Raw genomic sequence first — 22,816 nt, 5'->3', positions numbered from 1 at the left:
ATCTAAGCGCGAAGTCCACCTCAAGATAAGAACTCCCTGAAGAGCCGTGGAAGATGACCACGTTGATAGGCCCTGTAGTGGAAGCCAAGCAATTGGTGGAGCTAAAGGGTACTAATAGCTCGTTCGACTTGCATACCCACTAACTTCTTCTTTCTCAAACCTATTGAGCTTATAAGATTAAAAACAAAGATTCTCCGCGGGCAATAGCGAAGGGGAAACACCCGGTATCCATTCCGAACCCGGCAGTTAAGCCCTTCTGCGCCGATGATACTGTGCTGGGCAAACGGCACGGGAAAGTAGGTCGCCCTCGGGGGTTTAAATTATTTAATTTTTATAATCTTTTTATAATGTTTTATTATAATACTTCTGTGGAAGAGGATATAAAAAAGAAACTACAAGAGTTGCTAGATAATCAAAAAGCTATCATAGAACGCTTGAATAATTTAGAAAATTTTACAGTAACAAATATAACACAACTGAAAAACGATTTATTTTTCCAGTCTTATCAACAGTTTCATACGTTACAGCAAGGTATATACGCAATATCAAGAAAGATAAATTCTGGCAAAAAACCAAAAGTTGTGTTCTTAATACATCATTTACAGGCTTTTTATAACATAGAAGATGTTTATTGGGCTTTTAAAAACTGCGAAAAAGTAGATACGATTGTAATAGCTATAAACAACCACTTTAAAGATGCAATGATAGCAGAAGGCGCCGATGAGATATCAAAAGAACTAACAACAAAAGGTATAGAGCATATAACTTTTAATATTGAAAATACTTATTATGCTCTTGATATTCTCTTAGGGTTAAATCCAGATTATATTTTTATACAAAGCCCTTGGGATAACGATAGGCCCTTAGCTTTAAAAGTACCATATGTTATGTTTGCTAAGATTTTATATGTTCCTTATTATCCAATTACACTGGTAGAGCATTTTAAACCAGAGCAAGATGATTTTCACTTTAACTCCTACGTCCATAATTTAGCTTATAAAATATATGTTCAAACGGATATGGACAAGAGTTATTTTGAAAAGCATCAGATATTAAAAGCCAGAAACGTTAAAGTTGTCGGTAGTACCAAGCTATACAAGTTAAGATATCTTAGAGAAAAACAAAAAGAAGAAGCTTCTCAGTATACTTTTACTTTGATATGGGCACCTCATCATAGCGTAGCTCAAAGATGGCTTGGTTTTGGAGTTTTTCATAAAATCTATCAAGATATAACAAGGTTAGCAGAAGAGAACAAGCATATAAAAATTATTTTTAAACCACATCCATTTTTGAGAAGATCTTTGATGGAACATCAAATTATGCATAAAGAAGAATACGATAAATGGCTTGAAGAGTTTAGTAACATGGAAAATGTCGAAATCTACACTGGGGGAGATTATTTTTCTACATTTTCTAAATCCGATGCTATGCTTACAGACGGGCTTTCGTTTTTGGTGGAGTATCCTATAGCTACTGGAAAACCTCTGATATTTTTTGACTCAAAAGCTCACCAGCCGTTGAATCGTATAGGCAACTTAGCCTTAGAATACGCTTACAAGGTAGATAATTTTGAGGCTTTTAAGAATATATTAGACCATTTGATTAAAAGCAAGCAAAACAAAACTAAAGACAACATGTATGAAAAACGTATTGAAATACTTGAAGAAATGGAAAGGCTTTTAATTCCAAAAGAAAACCCATCAGAAGCTATATTAAAAGATGTGTTAGAAGATTGGTATAGTTAAGGTATTTTCACAGCACCTAATAGATACTTTAGGTCATTATCCGTAAACATAAGACCGGCTCCTATAAAACCACCGGTAAGTTGGCTGTTTAATATATCCGTTATCCCGCCCCTTACGAAAAGAGGACCAAAAACTTGATAAGTGGCACCTATTTGTAAATCTGGTTTTAGATTTGGCATATTTGGATAATCTTTTCTTCCAAAATTCCATAAGTCACTTGTAAATGTGAGTCTATTGTTGTATATGTAGTCAAACCCTACTGCTCCAGTAGATTCTTTAAGACCTCCTCTCACTACAAAATAGGATTTTCCTGGCCTAAAGAACGGGTCTTTAAAAATTCTTGCGTATTGTAGTGTATATTCTGGCTTATACTCGTATATAGTTTGAGGATTGTTGTTTATGTATTGGGTTGTAACTCTACCCATGGAGTTGCCAACAATTTCAAAGAGATAGTACTGGTGGTTGTTGGGTTGAAATTTTAAAGATAGTATACCTTTTGATTGGCCAGCTCTGAAGAGTTCAAATCTACCACCTATATAAAGGTTTGATCTGTTGACGATTTTGCCAAGGTGTGAGAATGCAGAAAGAGCATTGTTTGCATTTGCGTATAAACTTTTATCATTTACCAACTTACCCAATGTGCCTTGGCCAGTATTTATTTTTGCCAGTATTTGGTTTAGCTCATCGGAGCTTTGTTTTAAGCTTTTAGAAAGCTCAGCAAAATTCTTTACAGAAGAGTGAATACCGTTTTGATTTTCAACCACGAGTGTGTTTAGATTTTGAGATAAAGTATTTAAATTAGCCATCAAGACGGGTGTTTGATCTTTTAGGGTAGAAGAAAGAGCTTTTAAATTCTCAACAAGAGCCCTTATGTCTTCTTTGTTTTGCCCAGTTATTTGAGCTAAATTCTTCGCAGTTCTATCTATATCAGCTATAGTTTGAGGAAGTGTAAGATTTAGTTGATAAGTGAGCATATCTAAATTTGATATGGTTTGCCTTAATGTGTCTTGGTTTTCGGCTATCATGGTGTTTAGGTTTTTAGTGAGAGCATCCAGGTTTTGGATTATACCTTCTATCTGGTCTCTGTTTTGAGATATTATGCTGGCTAAATTAGAGGCTACTACAGAAAAGTTCTTAGCTGTGTTGTTTAGATTTTTGATGAGGGATTCTGTATCTGATGAAACACCTATGTTTTCTATCATACTATTTGGCGGGAGTTCACCGTATATAGAATGTCCTTCTTCTACAGATACGTATTTATCTCCCATGAGTCCAAGAGTGCCTATTGATACTTCAGCATCTTTATATATAGGGATATCTTTTTTTACAGAAAAAACCACCAAAACTTTGCCGTTCCTAAAGCTAATCTTTTCAACTCTACCTGCTTTTACACCGTTTACCCTTACTTCTGCCCCAACGCTTAACCCATGTACATCGTCAAGCAATGCCTCGTATTTGTTTGATTTTTCAAAAAAGTATCTTATGCCGCTAAAACTTATTGCCATGAAAGCAAAAGCTACTGCGCTTAAAAGAAGGAACAGACCCAGCTTAAAATACTTTGACTTCACACCTATATTATACTAAAAATTGGTTTATCAGTCATTTTAAAAGCCAAATGCTATTTGACAACATTCTTAGGTTGATTCTTTAGGAAAGATTGTATATTTTCAAAGGTGGTGTTTAATATCCTTTGAAGCCCTTCTTTTGTATTGTAAGCGTTGTGAGGCGTTATAATGACGTTTGGATGTTTGAGAAGGTAGTTTATCTCCAGAGCTTTCTTAAGGGTTTCTGCAGATAACTCTGCATCCCATAGAAGATGTTCTTCCATCACCACTTCCTCTGATTCAAAAGTATCTATGGCAGCTCCAGATAAAATTTTTTGTTTTAATCCATATATTACGCTTTCTGTTTCTACCACTTTTCCTCTTGATGTGTTTATAAGAAAGCTTCCTTTTTTGAAAAGCTTAATGTTGTCCATATTTATAAGATGATGGGTTGACGGTATATAAGGTACATGTAAAGTAATAAAATCCGATGTAGATAAAAGTTCATCGAAAGCCACATACTTTATGCCTGCATCTAAAAGTGCTTGATTTTGTTTTGCGTCATAACAAATTACATTCATGCCAAAACACTTTGAAAGCAATGCAGTCCTTGCGCCTATCCTACCAGTGCCGATTACGCCTAAAGTCTTGCCAGCTAACTCTATACCTCTTAGGTTTGATGTTTTGTATATACCTTTTTCTACGTTATCTATGGTTTCCCTTAGTTTTCTTGCTAAAGCTAACATAAGCATTATGGTGTATTCTGATACGCTTTCTTCACCGTAAGAAGGAACGTTGCACACCGTTATTCCTTTGGAATTTGCATAAGCTACATCTATGTGGTCAAAGCCTGTAGACCGAGTAGCTATAAGCTTTAAATCAGGCAATTTATCTATCACGTCTTTGGTGATTTTAGAATAAATGAAAACGCTAAGTATTTCTACGTCATCGGGAATATCTACTTTATCTATCGTTTCATTTGAAAAGCATACGAGCTCCAAATTATTTTCTTCTAAGAACTTTTCTATATAAGGCATTTCCCAGCCCTCTAACTCACAAAAAGCTATTTTCATAAAATCCTCCTTTTATATTTATTATATCATCTAAGTTTTAAGATTTTATTAAATAATAAGTTAAATATCAAAAGACTTTAATATGTGAGATAGCTTTCCGGTAAAATCAAGAATATGCTCTATGGCTTCCCTTAAGGCACCATCCCCACCTTGTTTTTTTGTTATATATTTGCAAAAGCTTTTCACAAAAGGATGGGCGTTAGAAGGGGCGAAGCTAAAACCAACTCGCTTTAAGACTGGTATATCCACTAAATCATCCCCCATATAACAAATCTCTTCATCTTCTAAATTTAAGTCCGCTTTTATATTGTTGTAAATATCAAGTTTATGATGATTTCCAGTATAGATTATTCTTATATCCAACTCTCGCAATCTATTTAAAAGCGCCTCTGAATGTCTTCCGGAGATAACTCCGAATTTTATGCCAGCGTTTTGAAGAAGTTTTATGCCAAGTCCATCCATTACGTTGAAGGCTTTTATCTCCTCTCCATTTTTTGTATAATAAAGCTTTCCGTCTGTTAAAACCCCGTCTATGTCTGATAAAAAGAGTTTAGGGCTTTTCATATTAAAAGCTTAAAAAAGACCAGCCACCTTTTTAAGTTCATTTATCTCGTCCCTTATCTTGGCAGCTTTCTCAAACTCCCACTTCTTCGAGGCTTCCCACATCATCTTTTCAAGTTTGTTTAGGCGTTCTATCAAGTCCTTTTCAGTCTTAATACCCTTTGGTATAGAATCAGGCACTTTTACATAGTCTAAGTCTTCTATGCTAAGAAGCTCTTTAACAGGTTTTACAATTGATTTTGGTGTTATGCCGTGTTCTTCGTTGTAGCGTTTTTGTATTTCTCTTCTTCTGTTGGTTTCGTCTATAGCTTTTTTCATAGATTCTGTGATGCGGTCGGCGTAAAGTATGGCTTTCCCATTTACATTTCTTGCTACTCTACCTATGGTTTGTATAAGTGATGTGGTGCTTCTTAGAAAACCTTCTTTATCGGCTTCTAATATAGCCACCAAAGAAACCTCAGGCATATCTATGCCTTCTCTAAGCAAGTTTACGCCAACGATAACGTCTATTGAGCCTTCTCTAAGTTCTTTTATTGCCTTTGCCCTTTCTATAGCATCTAAATCAGAGTGAAGATACCTTGCCTTGATTCGTCTTTCTGTGAGATAATCCGCTACATCTTCTGATAGCCTTTTTGTGGTAGTTAAAACTATAGCCCTCTCGTTTCTAGCTTTTACTTTTAAAATCTCTTTTATCAAATCCTCCAATTGATTTGTGGTTGGCCTTACCTCTATTTCTGGATCCAAAAGACCAGTGGGTCTTACTATTTGCTCTACTATGACGCCTTTTGAGAATTCTATTTCCCAATCTCCTGGTGTAGCTGATACAAATATAACTTTATTTATTTTTCTTAAAAACTCATCAAACTTAAGAGGCCTATTGTCCAAAGCAGCAGGAAGCCTCCAACCGTAATCCACAAGCTTCTGCTTTCTTGATATATCTCCGTTGTACATGCCTCTTACCTGTGGTATTGTGACGTGAGATTCGTCTACTATAAGCAGAAAGTCTTCTGGCATATAATCTAGCAGTGTAAAAGGAGGCTCTCCTTCCTTTCTACCGTCAAAATATCTAGAATAATTTTCTATGCCTTTGCAATGTCCTAATTCTTTTATCATTTCTATATCGTACATAGTCCTTTGCAACAGTCTTTGGGCCTCTATTTCCTTACCTTGAGCCTTAAAGTAGTCAACTCTCGCTTTTAGGTCTTTTTCTATCTTTTCTATAGCTTCCATAAGGGCTGGTTTTGGAGCTACGTAGTGGGTAGCTGGAAATAAAACTGTATAATCTGTTTCTCTTACAACATGCCTATTTAACAAATCAAGCTCTTTTATGGAATCTATTTCATTGTCCCAAAACTCTATGCGTATAACAATATCATCGGCGTGAGAAGGCACTATCTCAATGGAATCCCCACCTCTTACGGAAAATGTCCCTCTTTTGAAAGAGAAATCGTTTCTCTCATAGCCTATCTCCACCAATTGACGTGATAATTTTAACGGGTCTAACTTTTGTCCTTTTAAAAGCTGAATACGCATGTTTACATAGTGTTCTGGAGAACCAAGTCCATATATACAGGATACAGAGGCTACTACTATTGTATCAGCCCTTTCAATAACGGATTTTGTTGCACTATGACGGTATTTATCAAGTATATCGTTTATAGAAGAATCTTTTTCTATGTAAAGATCTTTCTCTGGTATGTAAGCCTCAGGTTGATAATAATCGTAGTAGGATATAAAATACTCTACAGCGTTGTTTGGAAAAAGTTCTTTAAACTCTCTGTAAAGCTGTGCTGCCAATGTTTTGTTGTGAGCCAATACAAGCGTTGGTTTTTTGTATTTTGCTATAATGTTTGCTATGGTGAAAGTTTTACCTGTTCCAGTAGCTCCAAGAAGCACTTGGGCCTTAGCTCCAGCTTCAAAGTTAGATAACAACTTATCAATAGCTTTTGGTTGATCTCCGGCTGGTTTTAAGTTTGTTTTTAACTGGAAAAAACTCATAAATTTAGAATATAAATATAAACTTCATTATATCAATGATTTACATTTTAACATAGCATTTTTAACATAGTTTTTAGCTTATAATATGAAAATGGATAATAAAGAAGATTTGACAAAAAGCTTTGGTGAAAACGCCCATTCTTATAAAATAAGCAACGTATTTTCAGATAAGGAAGATCTTGACAGAATGATAAATATAGTTGGGCCAAGTGAATCTGATATCGCTTTAGATATAGCAACAGGCGCTGGGCACACCGCTGTAAAATTATCGAAGCGCGTGAAAGAGGTTGTAGCGATAGATGTTGTAGAAAATATGCTAAATCAGGCAAAGCTCCTTATAAAAGAAAATAAAATAGAGAACATAAATCTGATGAATATGGATGTCCATTCTTTGGGATTTAAAGATGATTATTTCGATATAGCAACGTGCAGGTTTGCACCTCATCATTTTTACAACATAGAAGTTGCTATAAAAGAGGTTTATAGAGTCTTGAAAAAAGGAGGTAAGCTTTATATTCTAGATTGCTCGGTGTTAAATTTAGAAGAAGCTAAAGCTACTATAAACAACATAGAAAAATTGAGAGACCCTTCTCATGTAAATTCTTACTCTTTAGAGGAGTGGCAAGACATTCTAAAAAATGGAGGCTTTAAAGTCTTATACGCAAAAAACCTTAAAAGACAATATATATTACCAGATTGGTTTGACAGAATGAATACGCCTGCTAAAAATAGAGATAAGATTTTTAACATTTTAAGAGGTATGTCTGAGAATTTAAAACGACTTTACAGTTTTGACGAACGATACATAACTACATACTATGTTGAATTATTAGCTGTGAAATAAACACTTAATTTATATAATTAAGCGCAACTCAATCAAACTGTGGTATAATATCAGCACCAATTTAAGGAGGTGATGTTTTGAGTACTGCAAACAAGCTTGTAGAATTGGCAGAAAAAGCCAAAGAGAAAGGTGGAGTAAAGTTGTATAAGAAGAATATAGAAATGGTGTTGTCTGGGCTTTTGATAACGGGAAACTTTTGGAGCATAGTAGATTATGCAGATTTACCGGTACCAGCAGCCGCAGGCATTGTGAATACGCTTTTAGAAGAAGGGTATGCGTTTGTGGACCAAAATCAAGATATAAGGCTTACTCAGAAAGGATATGATCTTATCAAAGAATATAATATACACCCAAGAAAAGAATACAGGTGTCAAGCTTGTGAAGGAAGAGGGATACCATTTTATTTAGATATAGAGCTTTATAGGACATTTTTACAAGAGACGAAAAACAGGCCAAAGGCTATACAAGACTATGATCAAGGTTCAGTAACTCCAGAAACCACTGTTAGTAGGGTGTTGTTTATAGATTCAAGGGGAGATTTGCAGGGTAAAGATATAGTTGTGATGGGAGCAGAGGATGATTTGACAGGGTTGGCGATAGCTCTATCAAGAAAGGCAAACTCCGTTACTATAATAGATATAGATAAACGTTCTATAGATTTTGACAACGAAATATTTGAAAGGCTCGGTATAAAAAATGCAAAAGCGTTTGTATGGGATCTGAGAAAGCCTCTTCCAGAAGAGATGCTTGGGAAATTTGATGTATTTATCACAGATCCACCAGAAACCATAGCGGCTTTTAGCGCTTTTATAAAAAGAGGTATTTCACTTTTAAAAGATGAAGGAGCTGTAGGTTACTTTGGACTGACGCTAAGGGACTCTTCTATATACAGGTGGAGAGAATTTCAAAAAATACTTACCGGAGAAATAGGAGTGGCGATAACGGATATAATTCAAGATTTTAACAACTATATTACATGGGATTATCACAAAGAGACGAAAGCTTACGAATTGGCACCGGTGAAAAAAGACCCAGAAGGTATATGGTATCGTTCTGCTTGGTATAGGATAGAGGCATTACCAGGTTTTTCAAGATGGAACGGCGTTATATCCGATGAAGACTTATACTTAGATGAAGAAGGGTCAACCACATAAATAAACAGCATGGATATTACCGCTGTTATACTATGCGGGGGATCTGGCACTAGGCTCTGGCCTTTGTCTAGGTCCAACTATCCAAAACAGTTTTTGAGGCTTTTCTCAGAATATTCTTTGTTCCAAGAGGCTATTTTAAGAGTAAAAGACATAGTAAAAGAGATACTTATAGTAACCTCTGATAGTTATTATTGGATAGTGGAAAACCATTTGGAAGAGATAGGCGTAAAAGCAAATATAATCACAGAGCCCAATCCAAAAAACACAGCACCTGCAATAGCGTTGGCCACTTATCATGTAAAAGATAACAACAGCTTGCTTATAATACCATCAGATCATAGACTTGAAAATAAAGAACGTTTTCAAGAATATATAAAAAAGACTTATCCATACACAAAAACTCATATAATAACCTTTGGTATAAGGCCCACATATCCAGAAACTGGATATGGATATATAAAATTAGGAAATGCTCTTTCAAGCGAAAACAATATATATGAGATAGAAAAATTTGTAGAAAAACCAAATAAAGAGCTAGCCGAAGAATATATAAATTCCGGTGAATATCTTTGGAACAGCGGGATGTTTTTTGCAAGTAAAGAGCTACTTATAGAAGAGTTCGAGCAGATAGATAATACGCTTTATAATATATCGACAAAAGGGGATCTAGAAAGCTTTAAGAAAGCAAAAGCCTTATCTTTTGATTATGCAGTCATGGAGTATACTAAAAAAGGTGCATGCGCAAAGCTTGATATAAAATGGTCTGATGTTGGTTCCTGGCTTTCCGTGTATGAAGAACTTAAAAAAGATGAGAACAACAACGCTATTTTAGGTGAAAACTGTATAAATATAAACTCTGATAGCAATCTCATAATATCAAATAAAAGATTGGTAAGCGCTTTGGGGTTAAAAAACCTAATAATAGTTGATACGGAAGATGCTACTTTGATAGCAGATAAAAACGCTTCTCAAGATGTTAAAAAAATTGTTGATATACTAAAAGCCAAAAACGACAAAAGGGCAGAAGAATCTTTAATAGCTTATAAGCCTTACGGGTATTATGTGCTTTTAGAAGAGGGTAAAAATTTCAAAATAAGAAAGCTTTTGTTAAAACCCAAAAAACATATATCTAAGCAAATGCATCACCATAGAACAGAGCATTGGATTGTCTTAAGAGGCACAGCTAAAGTCTTTATAGCCGATAAAGAATATTTTTTCCATGAAAACGAAAGTTTTTTTGTACCAAAATCAACATGGCATTATATTGAAAATCCAGGGATTATAGACCTTGAAATGTTAGAGGTGCAAAGTGGCGAATATTTGGAAGAAGACGATACTATAAGAGAAAATGTTTTTTGAGATAACCAGCGGTGGGCTTCTTGGTATAGAGGGAATAAAGGTAACGGTAGAAATAGACGTATCAAATGGGTTACCAAGTTTTAACATAGTAGGACTACCAGATACCGCTATAAAAGAATCTAAGGAAAGGGTAAGATCAAGTCTAATAAATAAAGGATTTGGTTTTCCGCCAAAAAGGATAACAATAAATTTATCGCCTTCTAATCTAAAAAAGCAAGGTACATTTTATGATCTTCCGATAGCGGTTGGCATTCTTAGCTACCTTGATGTAATAAACAGAGAAAACGTAAAGAATTATGCATTTTTAGGAGAGCTTTCTTTGGACGGTGTTATAAAACCAATAAACGGTGTGCTTCCTATGGCATTAGCACTAAAAGAAATAGGTATAAAAAATTTGGTAGTGCCTATAGAAAACGCTCACGAGATTTCTTTCTTAGAAGATATAAACGTGTATTCTCCTAAAGATATAACAGAACTAGTAAACTTCATAAACCAAGATATAGCTATAAGCCCTATAAAGTTCAAACAAGAAGCAAAAGAAGAAGATTACCTTGATATGATAGATGTAATAGGTCAAAGTATGGCAAAAAAAGCCTGTGCTATAGCGGCGGCTGGTTTTCACAACATGCTTTTAATAGGGCCCCCAGGCAGTGGAAAATCAATGCTGGCAAAAAGACTACCAGGCATTATGCCATCCTTAGATGAAGAGGAGTCTTTAGAAGTATCGAAAATATATAGTGTAGCAGGGCTTTTACAAAACTCGCTTATAAAACAAAGGCCTTTTGCGTCGCCACATGCAAGCGCATCTGAAGCATCGTTGATAGGCGGAGGAAGCACCCCGAGGCCAGGTGCAGTATCTTTAGCTCACAAAGGTGTTTTGTTTTTGGATGAGATGCCTGAATTTAACAGAAAGGTTTTAGAGGCGCTCAGACAACCTTTAGAGGACAAAGAAGTTACTATATCAAGAGTGCATGGTAGTATAAAATTTCCTGCTTCATTTCTTTTGGTAGGAGCTATGAACCCATGTCCTTGTGGATATTATAAAAGCAACTTAAAAGCTTGCAAATGCACACCGAACCAAATAAAACAATATCAGTCAAAGATATCCGGTCCTTTGTTAGATAGGATAGATTTGTTTGTGAGTGTAGAAGCTCTAAAAGAGCATGAACTTATAAACAGAAAGAAAGAAATATCTTCAAAAGATTTAAAAGATATGGTTTTAAGGGCTTTTGATGTGATGAAAAGACGATTCAAAAATTCGAGGACGAGGTTTAACTCAGAAATGACCGAAGAAGAAATAGATATGTACTGCATATTGGACGAGTCTGCAAAGAAAGTTTTAAGCAGCGCTATAGCAAACTTAAACCTCACTGGAAGATCCTATGCAAGGCTTTTAAAAGTATCTAGGACTGTAGCAGATATGAATAATTCAGAATACATAAAACCAGAGCATGTAAGCTTAGCTCTTCAATTTAGACCAAACGCCAGCGGTATCTTACTCTGATGAAAAGGTTCTTAAGAATCTTTTTGCTTATATCGATAGATGTTGCAGCTTTTTATACGGCGCTTTTTTTGGCTTATATAACAAGAAAAATATTGGGAAAGCTGTTTATAAAAAATGTTATTTTTTCATTTAGTTTTGAGTATTTTTTATCTTTTTGGTGGATGCCTATGGTGTTTATATTTTTTTTATGGTATCAAAAACTTTATACAAGAAGATATACGTTTTGGTACGAGGTGGAAGAGATAATAAAAGCTGTTTTTTTATCAGGTGTTTTTATCTTTGCGGTGTTATCTCTTAGTAAAATCTCTTTAGAGATGTCTAGGCTTACCTTGATACTTCTTTGTTTTTATGCTATTTTTACCGTGTCTGTTTTAAGGTATATAGGAAAAAAAGTGCTAAACCGTCTTGATATTTGGAAAAGCCCGATAGTTATAATAGGGGCTGGGTCTTCTGGAAAAAGTGTAGCAAAGGGTATTATAGATGACTGGTATCTTGGATATGAAATAAAAGGGTTTTTAGATGATTTTAAAAGTGGTTTTGTTGAAGTAAAAAGCATCAAGATACCAATAATAGGGAAAGTAGAAAAAATAAAAGACCTAAAAGAAGAGAATATAGAAGCTGCTATTGTTTCTATCCCGTCTTTGAATAATGAAGGGTTGGCTCACCTTGTAAATACTGCGCATAGATATATTAAGCAGGTGTTTGTGGTACCTGATTTGAAAGGTATAGGGCTTTTAAATAGTGAATTGTATCATATTTTTACAGAGCAGCTTTTTTTAATAAAGATTACGAACAACCTGGATTCAAAATTAAACCAAATCACAAAGCAGACTTTTGATATTTTGCTATCTTTGATTATGCTTCCTGTATTGGTTTTTGTTATAAGTATCTTTGCAATCTTGATAAAGATAGATAGCGAAGGACCTGTGTTTTTTGTACAAGAAAGGCTGGGTAAAAATGGCAAAATATTCAAATGCATAAAGTTTAGAACCATGTATGTAAATAGTCAAGAGATACTGGAAAATTTTTTAAAAGAAAATAAAGATGCTCAGTTAGAATGGCAAACTTTTAAAAAGTTAAAAAAGTATGATCCTAGAGTTACAAGAGTTGGTAGGTTTTTACGAAAAACTTCTCTGGACGAGCTTCCTCAAATATTCAACGTTTTAAAAGGTGATATGAGCTTAGTAGGGCCAAGACCTTACCTACCTTCTGAGGAAAAAGATATGGGAGATTACAAAGATTATATACTTCTTACAAAACCTGGTATTACAGGTTTATGGCAAGTAAGCGGAAGAAACGAGCTTTCTTTTGAAGAAAGGCTTAAATTGGACACTTGGTATGTGTTAAATTGGTCGCTTTGGTTTGATATAGTGATAATACTTAAAACAATTAGAGTTGTCTTCAAAAAAGAAGGAGCTTATTAGATTTGTTGTATAATGAAAACTATGGATGTTTGTAAAGATATAAATTGTGTTAGAGCTTTTATTAAAGGTATAAAACAGCAATTTAAAACAATTGGTTTTGTACCCACCATGGGATATCTACACGAAGGGCATATGTCTTTGGTAAAAGCTTCGAAAGAAATGTGTGATATCACTGTGGTTAGTATTTTTGTAAATCCCAAACAGTTTGGACCCAAAGAAGACTACGGCAAATATCCAAGAAACTTAGAAAGGGATTTAGGGCTTTTAGAGGAAGCCAAGGTAGATATGGTTTTTATACCCGATGTAGACACAATTTATCCAGAAGGTTTTTCTACAACAATAAGCATAGGGTCTTTGGCAAATGTTTTGGAAGGTGCTTTTAGGCCAGGGCATTTTGATGGTGTGTGTACGGTTGTTGTGAAGCTTTTTAATATAGTTAAACCAGACAAAGCTTTTTTTGGAGAAAAAGATTATCAACAGCTGAAGATAATACAAAAACTTGTGAAAGATTTGAATTTAGATATAGATATAATACCTATTCCTACAAAAAGAGAAGAGGATGGACTTGCTATGAGTTCAAGAAACACCTATCTAAATCAAGATGAAAGAAGAAGGGCAAGTTCCATATATAGCTTTTTACTAAAAGCTAAAGAAGCTTTTGAAAGTGGTATAAAAGATACTGATAAGATTATAGAGTATGCTAAAGCTGTGCTTGACGTGGACACTGTAGATTATATAAAAATAGTGGATAAAGAAACGCTTGAAGAAAAGACAACCCCAAATAAGTATGATAGAATACTTATAGCTGTGAGAATAGGAAGTACTAGGCTTATAGACAATATAGAGATCTGATATGGGAATACTTGATTTTTTCAGAAAAAAAGAAAAGAAGGAAAACCTTTGGACAAAATGTGAGGAGTGTAAAAACATACTTCTAGCTCAAGAACTGGAAACTAACTTCTACGTATGCCCTAAGTGTGGGCATCATCATCAAATGAATCCATACCTATGGGCAAATATGCTTCTTGACTACAACTATAACGTACTTTTTGAGTACATACTGCCTACGGATTTTTTGTCTTTTAAAGATACAAAAAAATACAAAGATAGGCTAAAAACTTTGAAGGAGACGTCAAATACATCTGAAGCCATTACGGTGTTTGATGGAAAATTATCCGATTACCCCGTTATTTTGAGTGTTATGGATTTTAGTTTCATAGGTGGAAGTATGGGCTCTGTGGTAGGCGAAAGGTTTAAATTAGCTTCTTTAAAAGCAGTCCAAGACAAAAAACCACATATAAGTGTAATCACATCTGGCGGTGCTAGAATGCAGGAAAGCGTAATATCGTTGATGCAGATGGCAAAGACTTCTATAGCGGTGGATATTATGCATAAAAATGGAATACCTTTTATTACTGTGCTTACAAACCCTACCACTGGTGGCGTATCGGCATCTTTTGCGTTTTTAGGTGACGTTATCATTGCAGAACCTAAAGCGATAATAGGATTTGCAGGTGCAAGGGTTATAGAACAAACTATAAAGCAGCAACTACCAGAAGACTTCCAGACATCTGAATTTTTGCTCAAAAAGGGCATGGTAGACATGGTAGTACATAGACATCTTATGAAGCCGATATTGAAAAACTTGCTAAATTTATTATTTTATAAAAATGCTTGATGTTTTAGAGTATATAAAAAAAGATAACAGTTTAGACAATTTAACGCATACTGTTGTGTATGGAAAAGATATATATTTTATCCAATATTTTGAACAACTTATAAAACAAAAATTTGATGTAAAAACATATTGGGCAGATGAGCTTGACTATGAGAATTTAAAAAATATAACCACTTCTAGAAATATTTTCAACAGAAAAACAGTTATTATAATAAAGAATTTTACAGAACTTTTAAATAAATTGAAAAAAGAAAATTTAGATTTTATAAAAAAAACCCAAAACATACTCATATTTGAAGAGTACGAAGACCTAACAGAAAAAGATATAAAAGCTGTTCAGAACATTCTTGGAGATATAAATATATTAACATCAAAGCAAAAAAAACCTGATTATCTTAAAAGCCTCATACAAAAAAAATTCAAAAAAGAAGGTGTCGAGTTAAGTCAAGACACGATAAACGAATTGTTAAATATCATAGGCACAGATTCTCTAAACCTAAAAAATGAAACAGACAAGCTGCTTGTATTAGCAAAATCTGTACCAATTACAAAAGAGATACTTGCAAAAACCCTTGTAAAAGAGCCAAGAGATGAGGCTTTTTCCATCGTAGATGCTCTGATAAAACAGGATGTAAATAAAGCGCTCTCTATCTTTTACGATAGCGTAAAGTTAGGCCAACATCCGTTGTTAACTCTTGGGTTTATGCAAAAACAATTTATGAATATGTATTTGGCTTTTAAGATGAATGTGAGTTTTGATGAAGCGTGTAAGATTTTAAATATAAGTCATCCGTTTCAGAAAAACATATTATCAAAACAATTAAGTATCGTTAATAAAGATAAGCTTTTTAGTGTTGTAAAGGCTCTTCAAAAAGCCGATATGAGCATAAAATATTATTTTAACGATCCAGTGGAAGTTTTGGAAAAGCTTATTATAGATATTGGGTTAATATTAAAATCATGAGTATAAATACCGATATAAAAGATATGGAAACGCTGATAGTTGAAATAAAGGAAGCGCTTAAAAGACCTTTTGAATATCAAAATATATCTTCTAAACTTCAAGAACTTTTAACTATCATTGAAAAATCTCCGGAAGAATCTATACTAAAACACATGGATGATTTGTTGTTTATATCTAATATTGTATTAGAGCTAAATATCATAATAAACGGGCTCGCATCAGAGATTGTAAGCCACATTAAATCCAAAGGATTTTCGGCTAGGGTTTGATATGGGATTTGGTTCATACGATCTAGTGACAAACGCTCTTAACATATTCAAGAAAGCTATAGATATAACCTCACAAAACATAACAAATGCAAGCAATTCAAACTATGCACAAGAGGTCCCGATAATACAAGATACTTATCCTGTTGGTGTAAGCATGCAGGATATAAAAAGAATTCAAAACCTTTACTTTTTCCAGCTTTTACAAAACAAAAGTTCAAGCTTAGACTATTTCAATACAAGATTACAATACAACAAGCAAGTGCAAAATATATTTAACGTTGTTGGTCCTAATTCTTCTTCCACATCATACGATGACGCTTTTTTTAGCGCTTTTACACAGCTTTTTACTGACACATCAAATGTAGGATATCAAAACCAAGTACTTACCACGGCAAGCAATTTTGTTCAGAATTTAAATTCAAACGCCTCTACTATCAACAATTTAGCGTACCAAGTCCCCACAGATTCTTTACAATATTTAAATCAGATAAACACGCTTATAAAAAACTTAGCAAATCTTAATCAACAAATTACCACTTCGTATGCGCTTACATATTCAAATGCTCATGACTACAAAGAGCTCTTGGATCAAAGAGATGCATATATATCACAGCTTTCAAAGCTTATAAGCGTAAATGTCCAAGAAGATTCCATTGGAAGAGTGCATATCTCCATAAACGGCGGTTTTACATTGGTAGACGGTACTAATTATTGGAAGCTAGCGCTTGGAAGTTCTGGCAACTCACCTTACCAAACAATAGAGTGGTTAAACAACAACAATCAAGCCATAGACATCACAAACTATGTACAGGGCGGAGAGTTGAAAGCGATGATAGATTTCTCGTACGATGTAAATACATATAAAGTAGAGCAAGACAATGTAGCTGCAAACGCAATAATGAACACGAAGATTCCTGTACAGAGCGGCTCAAATTATTACTTGGTACAAAACCTTACAAATACGGATTCACCTATAGGAAATCAAGGAGAAGTATGGAGCTTCCCTCCAAATCATGTCTCATCGACAGCGGCTACTCTTTCATCTTTAGGAATATCAAACGGTAGTTTAACATTTTACACTGGCACTACACCAAGCTATACTATATCAAACTACGGCGCTTTAAATCTTGTGCAACTTTCAGATTCAATAAACGCCAGTGGGATGTTTAAAGCAAATGTATCTTTAGACCCTTCTGGGAATTACTACTTACAGATAACGCCCGCTTACAGCAACACTGCAGGTTCTTTAACAAACGTTTACAACATAGTAGATTCTTCATCCAATATAATATTTAATAGCGGGAGTGGGCCTGCTGGTGTACTTTCGTTTGTAGACAATTCCAGTTCTGGTACATACGCAAGTTTAAATTACACAGATATGTCTTTGGATCAAATCGTAAATGCAATAAACAATAGCCCGGCACTGCAAGGAAAATATTATGCAAATATAGTATCTTCGCCGTTTGTAGATATGCCTGTTGGATTGTCGTCTTCTACAGATACAATTTCTCAAACAGGTGTGCTTACTTTTAGAAACAACACTACTGCGCTTTTTAGTATCACATATACAAACCAAAGCTTGGTACAAATAGCCAACGAGCTATCTCAAATTCCATCCGCAACGCTTTTCAGCGCAAGCATAGTGAAAGAACAAGACGGACTTTATCATCTTAGAATCCAAATAAAAAATCCAAACGAATACAACATAGTAGATAGCGGAAGCAGTTTCACGAGTCTTTATTCCTTACATATAGCTTCTTTGAATCAATCAAAATACGGTATTCAAGACTCTAAAAACACTTATGCGTTTAGCAAAAACGTTACAAGCAATACGGTATCTTTATCTTCTTATGGGATAGGGCAAAACGCTACGCTTACATTCTACAACGGTAACGTTGCTTTATATTCAATAACAAACTACGGGCAATATTCTTTAAATTCTTTAACATCCTTGATAGATTCAAACCCAGCTTTGGTGGGTCTTTTTAGCGCCAGTGTTGTTTCAAACCCTGATGGGACATATTCTCTTGCTATAAACTCTTCAAATCCATCTAATTATACGCTTACAGACTCATCTTCAAACTTTTTAATGGGTGGTGGCAACGTTTATAAAAGCGAGATGGTTTTTGAAGGTATAGATGCTTCTAGTATATCTGTTAATCCGAGCCTTGGCGCAATATTGCAAAACGTAGACCCAAACTCTGCTTCTAACTTTTCTTATTATTCCAACAGTTGGTGGGCTTCCTCGAAAAGCTTATATCAAACGCTTATAGGGTCTGTAGCATCTACGGTTAATGTTTTACAAACAAGCTATAGCAGTATGAGCTCTTTAGTAAACTCTATAAGCTCTCAAGTTGCCCAAGTGCAAGGTGTATCTCTAGACCAGCAGTATATAACGTTGCAAAACTTACAGCAAGACTATCAAGCTTCTGCAAGTATAGTAGGTATACTAAACAACTTGATGCAAACCACGCTCAACATGGTAAACGGAGGTTAATGCTATGTCTGGAGCAATACCGGATTTGAGTCTTTACAACTTTTACAAATCTCAAGATAGTGTGGTGTTAAATAACCTTCAAGATACTATAGAAGAGGCCTCTACTGGATATAAGCTTTTAAACATAGGCCAAAATCCGGGCGATACTCAGCAGGTTATAAATCTAAAAAAAGAAATAGTGCTTTTGTCAACGTACTCGCAAAACGCTTTTTCGGCAAGCAATGTACTTACTACTACTACCTCTGTGCTTGGTAATCTTTATGATTATCTTCAAACAGTAAATACAGATGTTGTAGCAGCTGCTAATGAAGCTACGTACAATTCTACGCAACTTGTAAATATGGGCCAAAGCATTTATTCTATATTGAATCTTACGTTATCAAAAGCCAATGAAAAATTTGGGGACAATTATTTGTTTGGTGGCTCTTCGTTGTCTATACAGCCTTTTGCCGCTGACTTTTCTTACCAAGCCTCTACTACAGATTTTTATACACAAATATCAAACTCTTATCAAGTGCCTACATATCTAAACGGTCAAAACGTTTTTGGACTTAATATACAAACCACTTCAACCTCGTATAACTCTTATACACAAAGTTTTTCTGGGCCCGGTGAACTTATAATACACTATGGCACTAATGTGTATCAGATAAACTATAACAATACACCCTACGAATGGGACTGGAACGCTGGACTTTCTTCTACAAATGCATCTCTTGGGGTATCTGGCACAATATCTCTTAGTGTGGTTACAGCTTCTGCTACAAATGTTTACAACATTTCTTATTCAAGCACGGATACGTTGTCAACGTTGTTAAGCAAAATATCCACATCTACGGGAGGTAATTTTAAAGCGTCCATCCTGCACAATTTAGATAATACTTATGGAATAGAGATATCGCCTTCTACAAATAATCCATCTGCTACCTATTCTCTTTATGATAGCAACTCTTTATATAAATTAGACCAAACTCCTTCAAATATATTAGAGTTATCAAATTATATAAACAACGTTTACAGTGGCACTTTGCAGGCTTTTATAAGACAAAACTCAAACTCGACATTTTCATTGGAGATTGCTGGAAAAGATGTGGCAAAGCCTTTAAATATAATAGATTTAAATCAATACGTATCTTCTTCTTTTAAACAAGAAAGCGTTTTTTCTGTATTAAAACAAACGGCTGATAGACTTAGCTTGGGACTTCCAACCATAGACAACGAGCTTGGGGCAAATATGGTTATATCATCTCAAAGCTTTAATAGCCTCACGTCGCCTATCGGAGTAAATGGAACACTGGAAATAAGAATTAGCTCAAGCACAATACCGATAAACTATACCGCAAATATGAGTCTAATAGATGTAGCGAACCTTATAAATAAAGCTTCAAACGGAGCCGCCTATGCAGATTTTGTTCAAAATCAAAACGGTACTTACAGTTTGGAAATAAGTTCGATGTTAGCTTCTCAGTCTCTTACTGCTACAGATGTTGTAAATGGAGCTTTCTCTCAATTCAATAGCAACCAAATACCGAACGGTAGCTACATATTCAATGTTCAAAGAACTTTAGACCAAATATCTTATGCAAACGCTCAAGTAGGTAGCTACATTCAAAATATTCAAACCCAAGACAACGTTCTCACAAATACCACTACTGTGGCTAATACAGAGCTTGCAAACTATCAGGATGCAAATGTGCCAAACGTGTTAACAGATTATTCTCAATATCAGCTAGCTTACGAGTCTTTGATGAACTTGATAGCAAATCAGAAAAACTTAACAATATTAAAGTATATATAGTATTCCGCATTGTCCAAAATGGCGTCTGTTTTACAAAAACTTTAAATTATAAAAATATTTTGTAAAATGTAATTATTCACTTACTACATTATAATGATGTTAAATCATTGAAATGAAATAATAGTGATATTACAATAGACTTCAAGATAGGTTTTATCCTAAAGGAGGATAGGAATGGACAAAGAGCGGTCTAAGAATCGTGAAAGTCCTGGCAAAAAGTCAGGCAAATGGTTTGGATTGGTGGCGGCAGCTGCTATATCTACGGGTTTTGCAGCTTTTATAATGTATATCAATCCTAAATCATCCCAGGCTAGAGTAGAAAGCTACCCAGTTAACAGTAGGGCCGAGATGATAAGAATAGGGAAACAGATTTACGATCAAAGATGTAGTGGCTGTCACGGTATAAACGGGAAAGGTGATGGTCCCGCTGCTCAGTTCTTTCGTGTAAAACCAAGAGACTTTACCACATGTCTTTACAAATTCAAGAGTACTCCAGGTACGTCGCTTCCTACTGATGCAGATCTTCTAAGAGTATTAAAAAACGGTGTACCCTCTACGGCAATGCCAGCATTTCCTCATTATAGCGACCAAGAACTAATTGATGTAGTAGAGTACATCAAGACATTTTGTCCTGATTGGAGTAAACTAAAGGCAGAATCTCAACCACCTCCAGAAAATTGGGAAGCGCTAAGGCCTCCTCCATTTTTGGGTACTCCAGACTCTATAGCGAAAGGTAAGGTGTTGTTTGAGCAAAACTGTGCTGCATGTCATGGTATAAACGGACAAGGTGATGGCCCGGCTGCCCTTTCTATACATGATCCTTCTGCGGAATGTCAGAAATGGCAAGGTAATACTTGTGTAGAAAGGCCGCTTGAAAGACCGGCAAACTTAACACTTGGTATACTTCCCGGTGTATATGATGTAAATGAAATATACAAAACTATTACTATGGGTGTATTATCAGGTACCACAGGTGGTATGCCATCGTTTTCATCGTTGTCTAGCAACGATAGGTGGAACTTGGTATCTTATGTACTATTTTTAATGGGTAAAACCCAAAAGTAAGGAGGAAAACTATGAAGCAGCAACAAGAGCTGGTTTATACGGATTTGGTTAAGGCTCATATGCTTATGGGTCTTATAGAATTGTTGCTTGTGATGATATTTGGTCTTACATATTCTTTGACGTTTCTAAATATTCACATAGTAGACCCATATATGTCACCGGTGAGGTTAAGATTTAACCATACAAACGTTGCAGCCTACGGATTTTTAGCTAACTGCATAACTGGTGCTCTATATTGGGCAGTGCCACGTATGACAGGCCATCCAGTTTGGAATAGGGCTTACGGATGGTTGTTGTGGGCAGCTCTTCAAGTAGCAGGTATAGGAACGGTTATATCGTTGTTGTTCTTTGGTGGTACAATGCTTGGCGGACCTGAGCTAAGTAGATGGATAGGGCCTCAATCTGTTGAGTGGTCTGAAACACCTTTTATAATGGACGTACCAATAACCTTATGGTTGTTTGTTGTGATACCGCAGTTTTTGGTCCCAATAATAAAAGCCTCAAAAGAAAAACCTTTGTATACTGGCTTATGGTATATAACAGCGGGTCTTGTATGGACTCCTATGGTTTACGTGTTAGGTAACTATCCAAGCGTGTTTTTCTATCCTGGTGCGGCAGGTGCAGCTCTCAACGGTAGTTTTATACACGACCTTGTCGGCCTATATGTTACACCTATGGGATGGGGTTTGATGTACTATTTTGTACCTAGGGTTCTTCAAAAACCAATATGGTCTCATGGTTTAGGGCTTTTAGGTTTTTGGGGGTTGGCTTTCTTCTACCCTGCTCAAGGTGTTCACCACTATTTATGGTCCCCGATACCAATGTTTGCTCAATATGCTGCTGTATTTGCCACAATAGCCATAGAAATAGTTGTTACTACGGTACTTGTTAACTTCATGATGACCTTAAGAGGTTCTTATGGTGCCATGAAAGAAGACGTGGCTTTAAGATGGTTTTATGTTGGTATGATAGATTATTGGATAACTTGTTTCCAATGTTCCATACAAGTGCTATTAACCACTCAAAAAGTCATACACTTTACAGACTGGGTAACAGGGCATGCTCACCTTATAATGTTTGGTACGTTTGGTTTTTGGCTTTTAGGAATGTATGAACACATAGTACCAAGAATGTACGGTTTAAAATACACTTATTCAAGACCCCTATCAGAAATGGCTTTTTGGTTTATGTTGATAGGAACTGAAGTGATGTTTGTAGACTTAGGAGTGGCAGGTATAGCAGAAGGTTTTGCTTGGATAGCTCAAGTACCTTTTATAGACTCTGTAAATCTCGGCAAACCATTCTGGTGGGTACGTACAGCTTCTGGAATATTCATATT

18 protein-coding genes and 2 rRNA genes are annotated in these 22,816 nt (G+C 35.3%); 16 read left to right on the top strand and 4 right to left on the bottom strand.

Features of this window, described 5'->3' with window-relative positions:
• The 3 genes from ACP5S8_RS04670 to ACP5S8_RS04660 all read left to right on the top strand — a co-directional run.
• Positions 1-136, top strand: a 23S ribosomal RNA gene (locus ACP5S8_RS04670); the annotation flags it as partial.
• Positions 137-193: 57 nt separating this feature from the next.
• Positions 194-313: ribosomal RNA gene (gene rrf / locus ACP5S8_RS04665) — 5S ribosomal RNA — on the top strand.
• Between the two features lie 55 nt (positions 314-368).
• Positions 369-1,745, top strand: coding sequence for a hypothetical protein (locus ACP5S8_RS04660; protein WP_461875921.1), 1,377 nt, complete (start codon positions 369-371; stop codon positions 1,743-1,745).
• Here the strand turns inward: ACP5S8_RS04660 and ACP5S8_RS04655 are convergent.
• Genes ACP5S8_RS04655 through uvrB form a run of 4 tightly spaced genes read right to left on the bottom strand, consistent with a single transcriptional unit; the run spans position 1,742 to position 6,921 of the window.
• Positions 1,742-3,313 (bottom strand): MlaD family protein, encoded by a 1,572-nt coding sequence (locus ACP5S8_RS04655; RefSeq protein WP_461875920.1) that lies wholly within the window; start codon positions 3,311-3,313, stop codon positions 1,742-1,744. The two genes, ACP5S8_RS04660 and ACP5S8_RS04655, sit on opposite strands and share 4 nt — an antisense overlap.
• Positions 3,314-3,363: 50 nt before the next feature.
• Positions 3,364-4,362: a hydroxyacid dehydrogenase gene (locus ACP5S8_RS04650; RefSeq protein WP_461875919.1), complete on the bottom strand. Its 999-nt coding sequence runs from the start codon at positions 4,360-4,362 to the stop codon at positions 3,364-3,366.
• Between the two features lie 60 nt (positions 4,363-4,422).
• Positions 4,423-4,926, bottom strand: a complete 504-nt coding sequence (locus ACP5S8_RS04645; protein WP_461875918.1) for a KdsC family phosphatase — start codon at positions 4,924-4,926, stop codon at positions 4,423-4,425.
• 9 nt (positions 4,927-4,935) lie between these two features.
• Positions 4,936-6,921 (bottom strand): excinuclease ABC subunit UvrB, encoded by a 1,986-nt coding sequence (uvrB, locus tag ACP5S8_RS04640; RefSeq protein WP_461875916.1) that lies wholly within the window; start codon positions 6,919-6,921, stop codon positions 4,936-4,938.
• Between the two features lie 91 nt (positions 6,922-7,012).
• Here uvrB and ACP5S8_RS04635 point away from each other — a divergent pair, with 91 nt between their 5' ends.
• The 13 genes from ACP5S8_RS04635 to ACP5S8_RS04575 form a co-directional block, all read left to right on the top strand.
• Complete coding sequence (locus ACP5S8_RS04635) at positions 7,013-7,765, top strand: class I SAM-dependent methyltransferase (protein WP_461870163.1); 753 nt, start codon at positions 7,013-7,015, stop codon at positions 7,763-7,765.
• A 77-nt stretch (positions 7,766-7,842) separates the two neighbouring features.
• Positions 7,843-8,919, top strand: a complete 1,077-nt coding sequence (locus ACP5S8_RS04630; RefSeq protein ID WP_461870162.1) for a bis-aminopropyl spermidine synthase family protein — start codon at positions 7,843-7,845, stop codon at positions 8,917-8,919.
• Positions 8,920-8,928: 9 nt separating this feature from the next.
• Positions 8,929-10,278 (top strand): mannose-1-phosphate guanylyltransferase/mannose-6-phosphate isomerase, encoded by a 1,350-nt coding sequence (locus ACP5S8_RS04625; protein ID WP_461875915.1) that lies wholly within the window; start codon positions 8,929-8,931, stop codon positions 10,276-10,278.
• Complete coding sequence (locus ACP5S8_RS04620; RefSeq protein ID WP_461875914.1) at positions 10,268-11,782, top strand: YifB family Mg chelatase-like AAA ATPase; 1,515 nt, start codon at positions 10,268-10,270, stop codon at positions 11,780-11,782. Before ACP5S8_RS04625 ends, ACP5S8_RS04620 begins: the two co-directional genes overlap by 11 nt.
• A complete protein-coding gene (wbaP, locus tag ACP5S8_RS04615) occupies positions 11,782-13,206 on the top strand; it encodes an undecaprenyl-phosphate galactose phosphotransferase WbaP (RefSeq protein ID WP_461875912.1) in 1,425 nt (474 codons plus the stop codon). Before ACP5S8_RS04620 ends, wbaP begins: the two co-directional genes overlap by 1 nt.
• Before the next feature lie 21 nt (positions 13,207-13,227).
• Positions 13,228-14,058 (top strand): pantoate--beta-alanine ligase, encoded by an 831-nt coding sequence (gene panC, locus ACP5S8_RS04610; RefSeq protein WP_461870157.1) that lies wholly within the window; start codon positions 13,228-13,230, stop codon positions 14,056-14,058.
• A 1-nt stretch (position 14,059) separates the two neighbouring features.
• Positions 14,060-14,884 (top strand): acetyl-CoA carboxylase, carboxyltransferase subunit beta, encoded by an 825-nt coding sequence (gene accD / locus ACP5S8_RS04605; protein ID WP_461875911.1) that lies wholly within the window; start codon positions 14,060-14,062, stop codon positions 14,882-14,884.
• Complete coding sequence (holA, locus tag ACP5S8_RS04600) at positions 14,877-15,848, top strand: DNA polymerase III subunit delta (RefSeq protein ID WP_461870155.1); 972 nt, start codon at positions 14,877-14,879, stop codon at positions 15,846-15,848. Before accD ends, holA begins: the two co-directional genes overlap by 8 nt.
• Complete coding sequence (locus ACP5S8_RS04595) at positions 15,845-16,117, top strand: hypothetical protein (protein ID WP_461870154.1); 273 nt, start codon at positions 15,845-15,847, stop codon at positions 16,115-16,117. Before holA ends, ACP5S8_RS04595 begins: the two co-directional genes overlap by 4 nt.
• 1 nt (position 16,118) lies before the next feature.
• On the top strand, positions 16,119-18,614 hold the full coding sequence (locus tag ACP5S8_RS04590; protein WP_461875910.1) for a FlgK family flagellar hook-associated protein: 2,496 nt from the start codon (positions 16,119-16,121) through the stop codon (positions 18,612-18,614).
• Positions 18,615-18,618: 4 nt separating this feature from the next.
• On the top strand, positions 18,619-20,412 hold the full coding sequence (locus tag ACP5S8_RS04585; protein WP_461875909.1) for a flagellin N-terminal helical domain-containing protein: 1,794 nt from the start codon (positions 18,619-18,621) through the stop codon (positions 20,410-20,412).
• 174 nt (positions 20,413-20,586) lie between these two features.
• Positions 20,587-21,477 carry a c-type cytochrome gene (locus ACP5S8_RS04580; RefSeq protein ID WP_461875908.1) on the top strand — a complete coding sequence of 297 codons (891 nt, stop codon included), beginning with the start codon at positions 20,587-20,589 and terminating at the stop codon, positions 21,475-21,477.
• An 11-nt stretch (positions 21,478-21,488) separates the two neighbouring features.
• A partial coding sequence (locus ACP5S8_RS04575; protein ID WP_461875907.1) for a cbb3-type cytochrome c oxidase subunit I occupies positions 21,489-22,816 on the top strand: 1,328 nt, incomplete at its 3' end.

Origin of the sequence: Hydrogenobaculum sp. (assembly GCF_049967395.1) — a bacterium.
Lineage (GTDB): Bacteria > Aquificota > Aquificia > Aquificales > Aquificaceae > Hydrogenobaculum.
The sequence above is the reverse complement of the archived record's forward strand: the minus strand, read 5'-3'. Positions and strand labels throughout refer to the sequence as shown.

Excerpts from the sequence above, each read along its gene's own strand:
- panC (WP_461870157.1), top strand. The coding sequence starts at position 13,228 with ATGGATGTTTGTAAAGATATAAATTGTGTTAGAGCTTTTATTAAAGGT.
- ACP5S8_RS04635 (WP_461870163.1), top strand. The coding sequence starts at position 7,013 with ATGGATAATAAAGAAGATTTGACAAAAAGCTTTGGTGAAAACGCCCAT.
- ACP5S8_RS04580 (WP_461875908.1), top strand. The coding sequence starts at position 20,587 with ATGGACAAAGAGCGGTCTAAGAATCGTGAAAGTCCTGGCAAAAAGTCA.
- ACP5S8_RS04590 (WP_461875910.1), top strand. The coding sequence starts at position 16,119 with ATGGGATTTGGTTCATACGATCTAGTGACAAACGCTCTTAACATATTC.
- ACP5S8_RS04650 (WP_461875919.1), bottom strand. The coding sequence starts at position 4,362 with ATGAAAATAGCTTTTTGTGAGTTAGAGGGCTGGGAAATGCCTTATATA.
- ACP5S8_RS04585 (WP_461875909.1), top strand. The coding sequence starts at position 18,619 with ATGTCTGGAGCAATACCGGATTTGAGTCTTTACAACTTTTACAAATCT.
- ACP5S8_RS04595 (WP_461870154.1), top strand. The coding sequence starts at position 15,845 with ATGAGTATAAATACCGATATAAAAGATATGGAAACGCTGATAGTTGAA.
- ACP5S8_RS04625 (WP_461875915.1), top strand. The coding sequence starts at position 8,929 with ATGGATATTACCGCTGTTATACTATGCGGGGGATCTGGCACTAGGCTC.
- holA (WP_461870155.1), top strand. The coding sequence starts at position 14,877 with ATGCTTGATGTTTTAGAGTATATAAAAAAAGATAACAGTTTAGACAAT.
- accD (WP_461875911.1), top strand. The coding sequence starts at position 14,060 with ATGGGAATACTTGATTTTTTCAGAAAAAAAGAAAAGAAGGAAAACCTT.
- ACP5S8_RS04620 (WP_461875914.1), top strand. The coding sequence starts at position 10,268 with ATGTTTTTTGAGATAACCAGCGGTGGGCTTCTTGGTATAGAGGGAATA.
- wbaP (WP_461875912.1), top strand. The coding sequence starts at position 11,782 with ATGAAAAGGTTCTTAAGAATCTTTTTGCTTATATCGATAGATGTTGCA.
- ACP5S8_RS04645 (WP_461875918.1), bottom strand. The coding sequence starts at position 4,926 with ATGAAAAGCCCTAAACTCTTTTTATCAGACATAGACGGGGTTTTAACA.
- uvrB (WP_461875916.1), bottom strand. The coding sequence starts at position 6,921 with ATGAGTTTTTTCCAGTTAAAAACAAACTTAAAACCAGCCGGAGATCAA.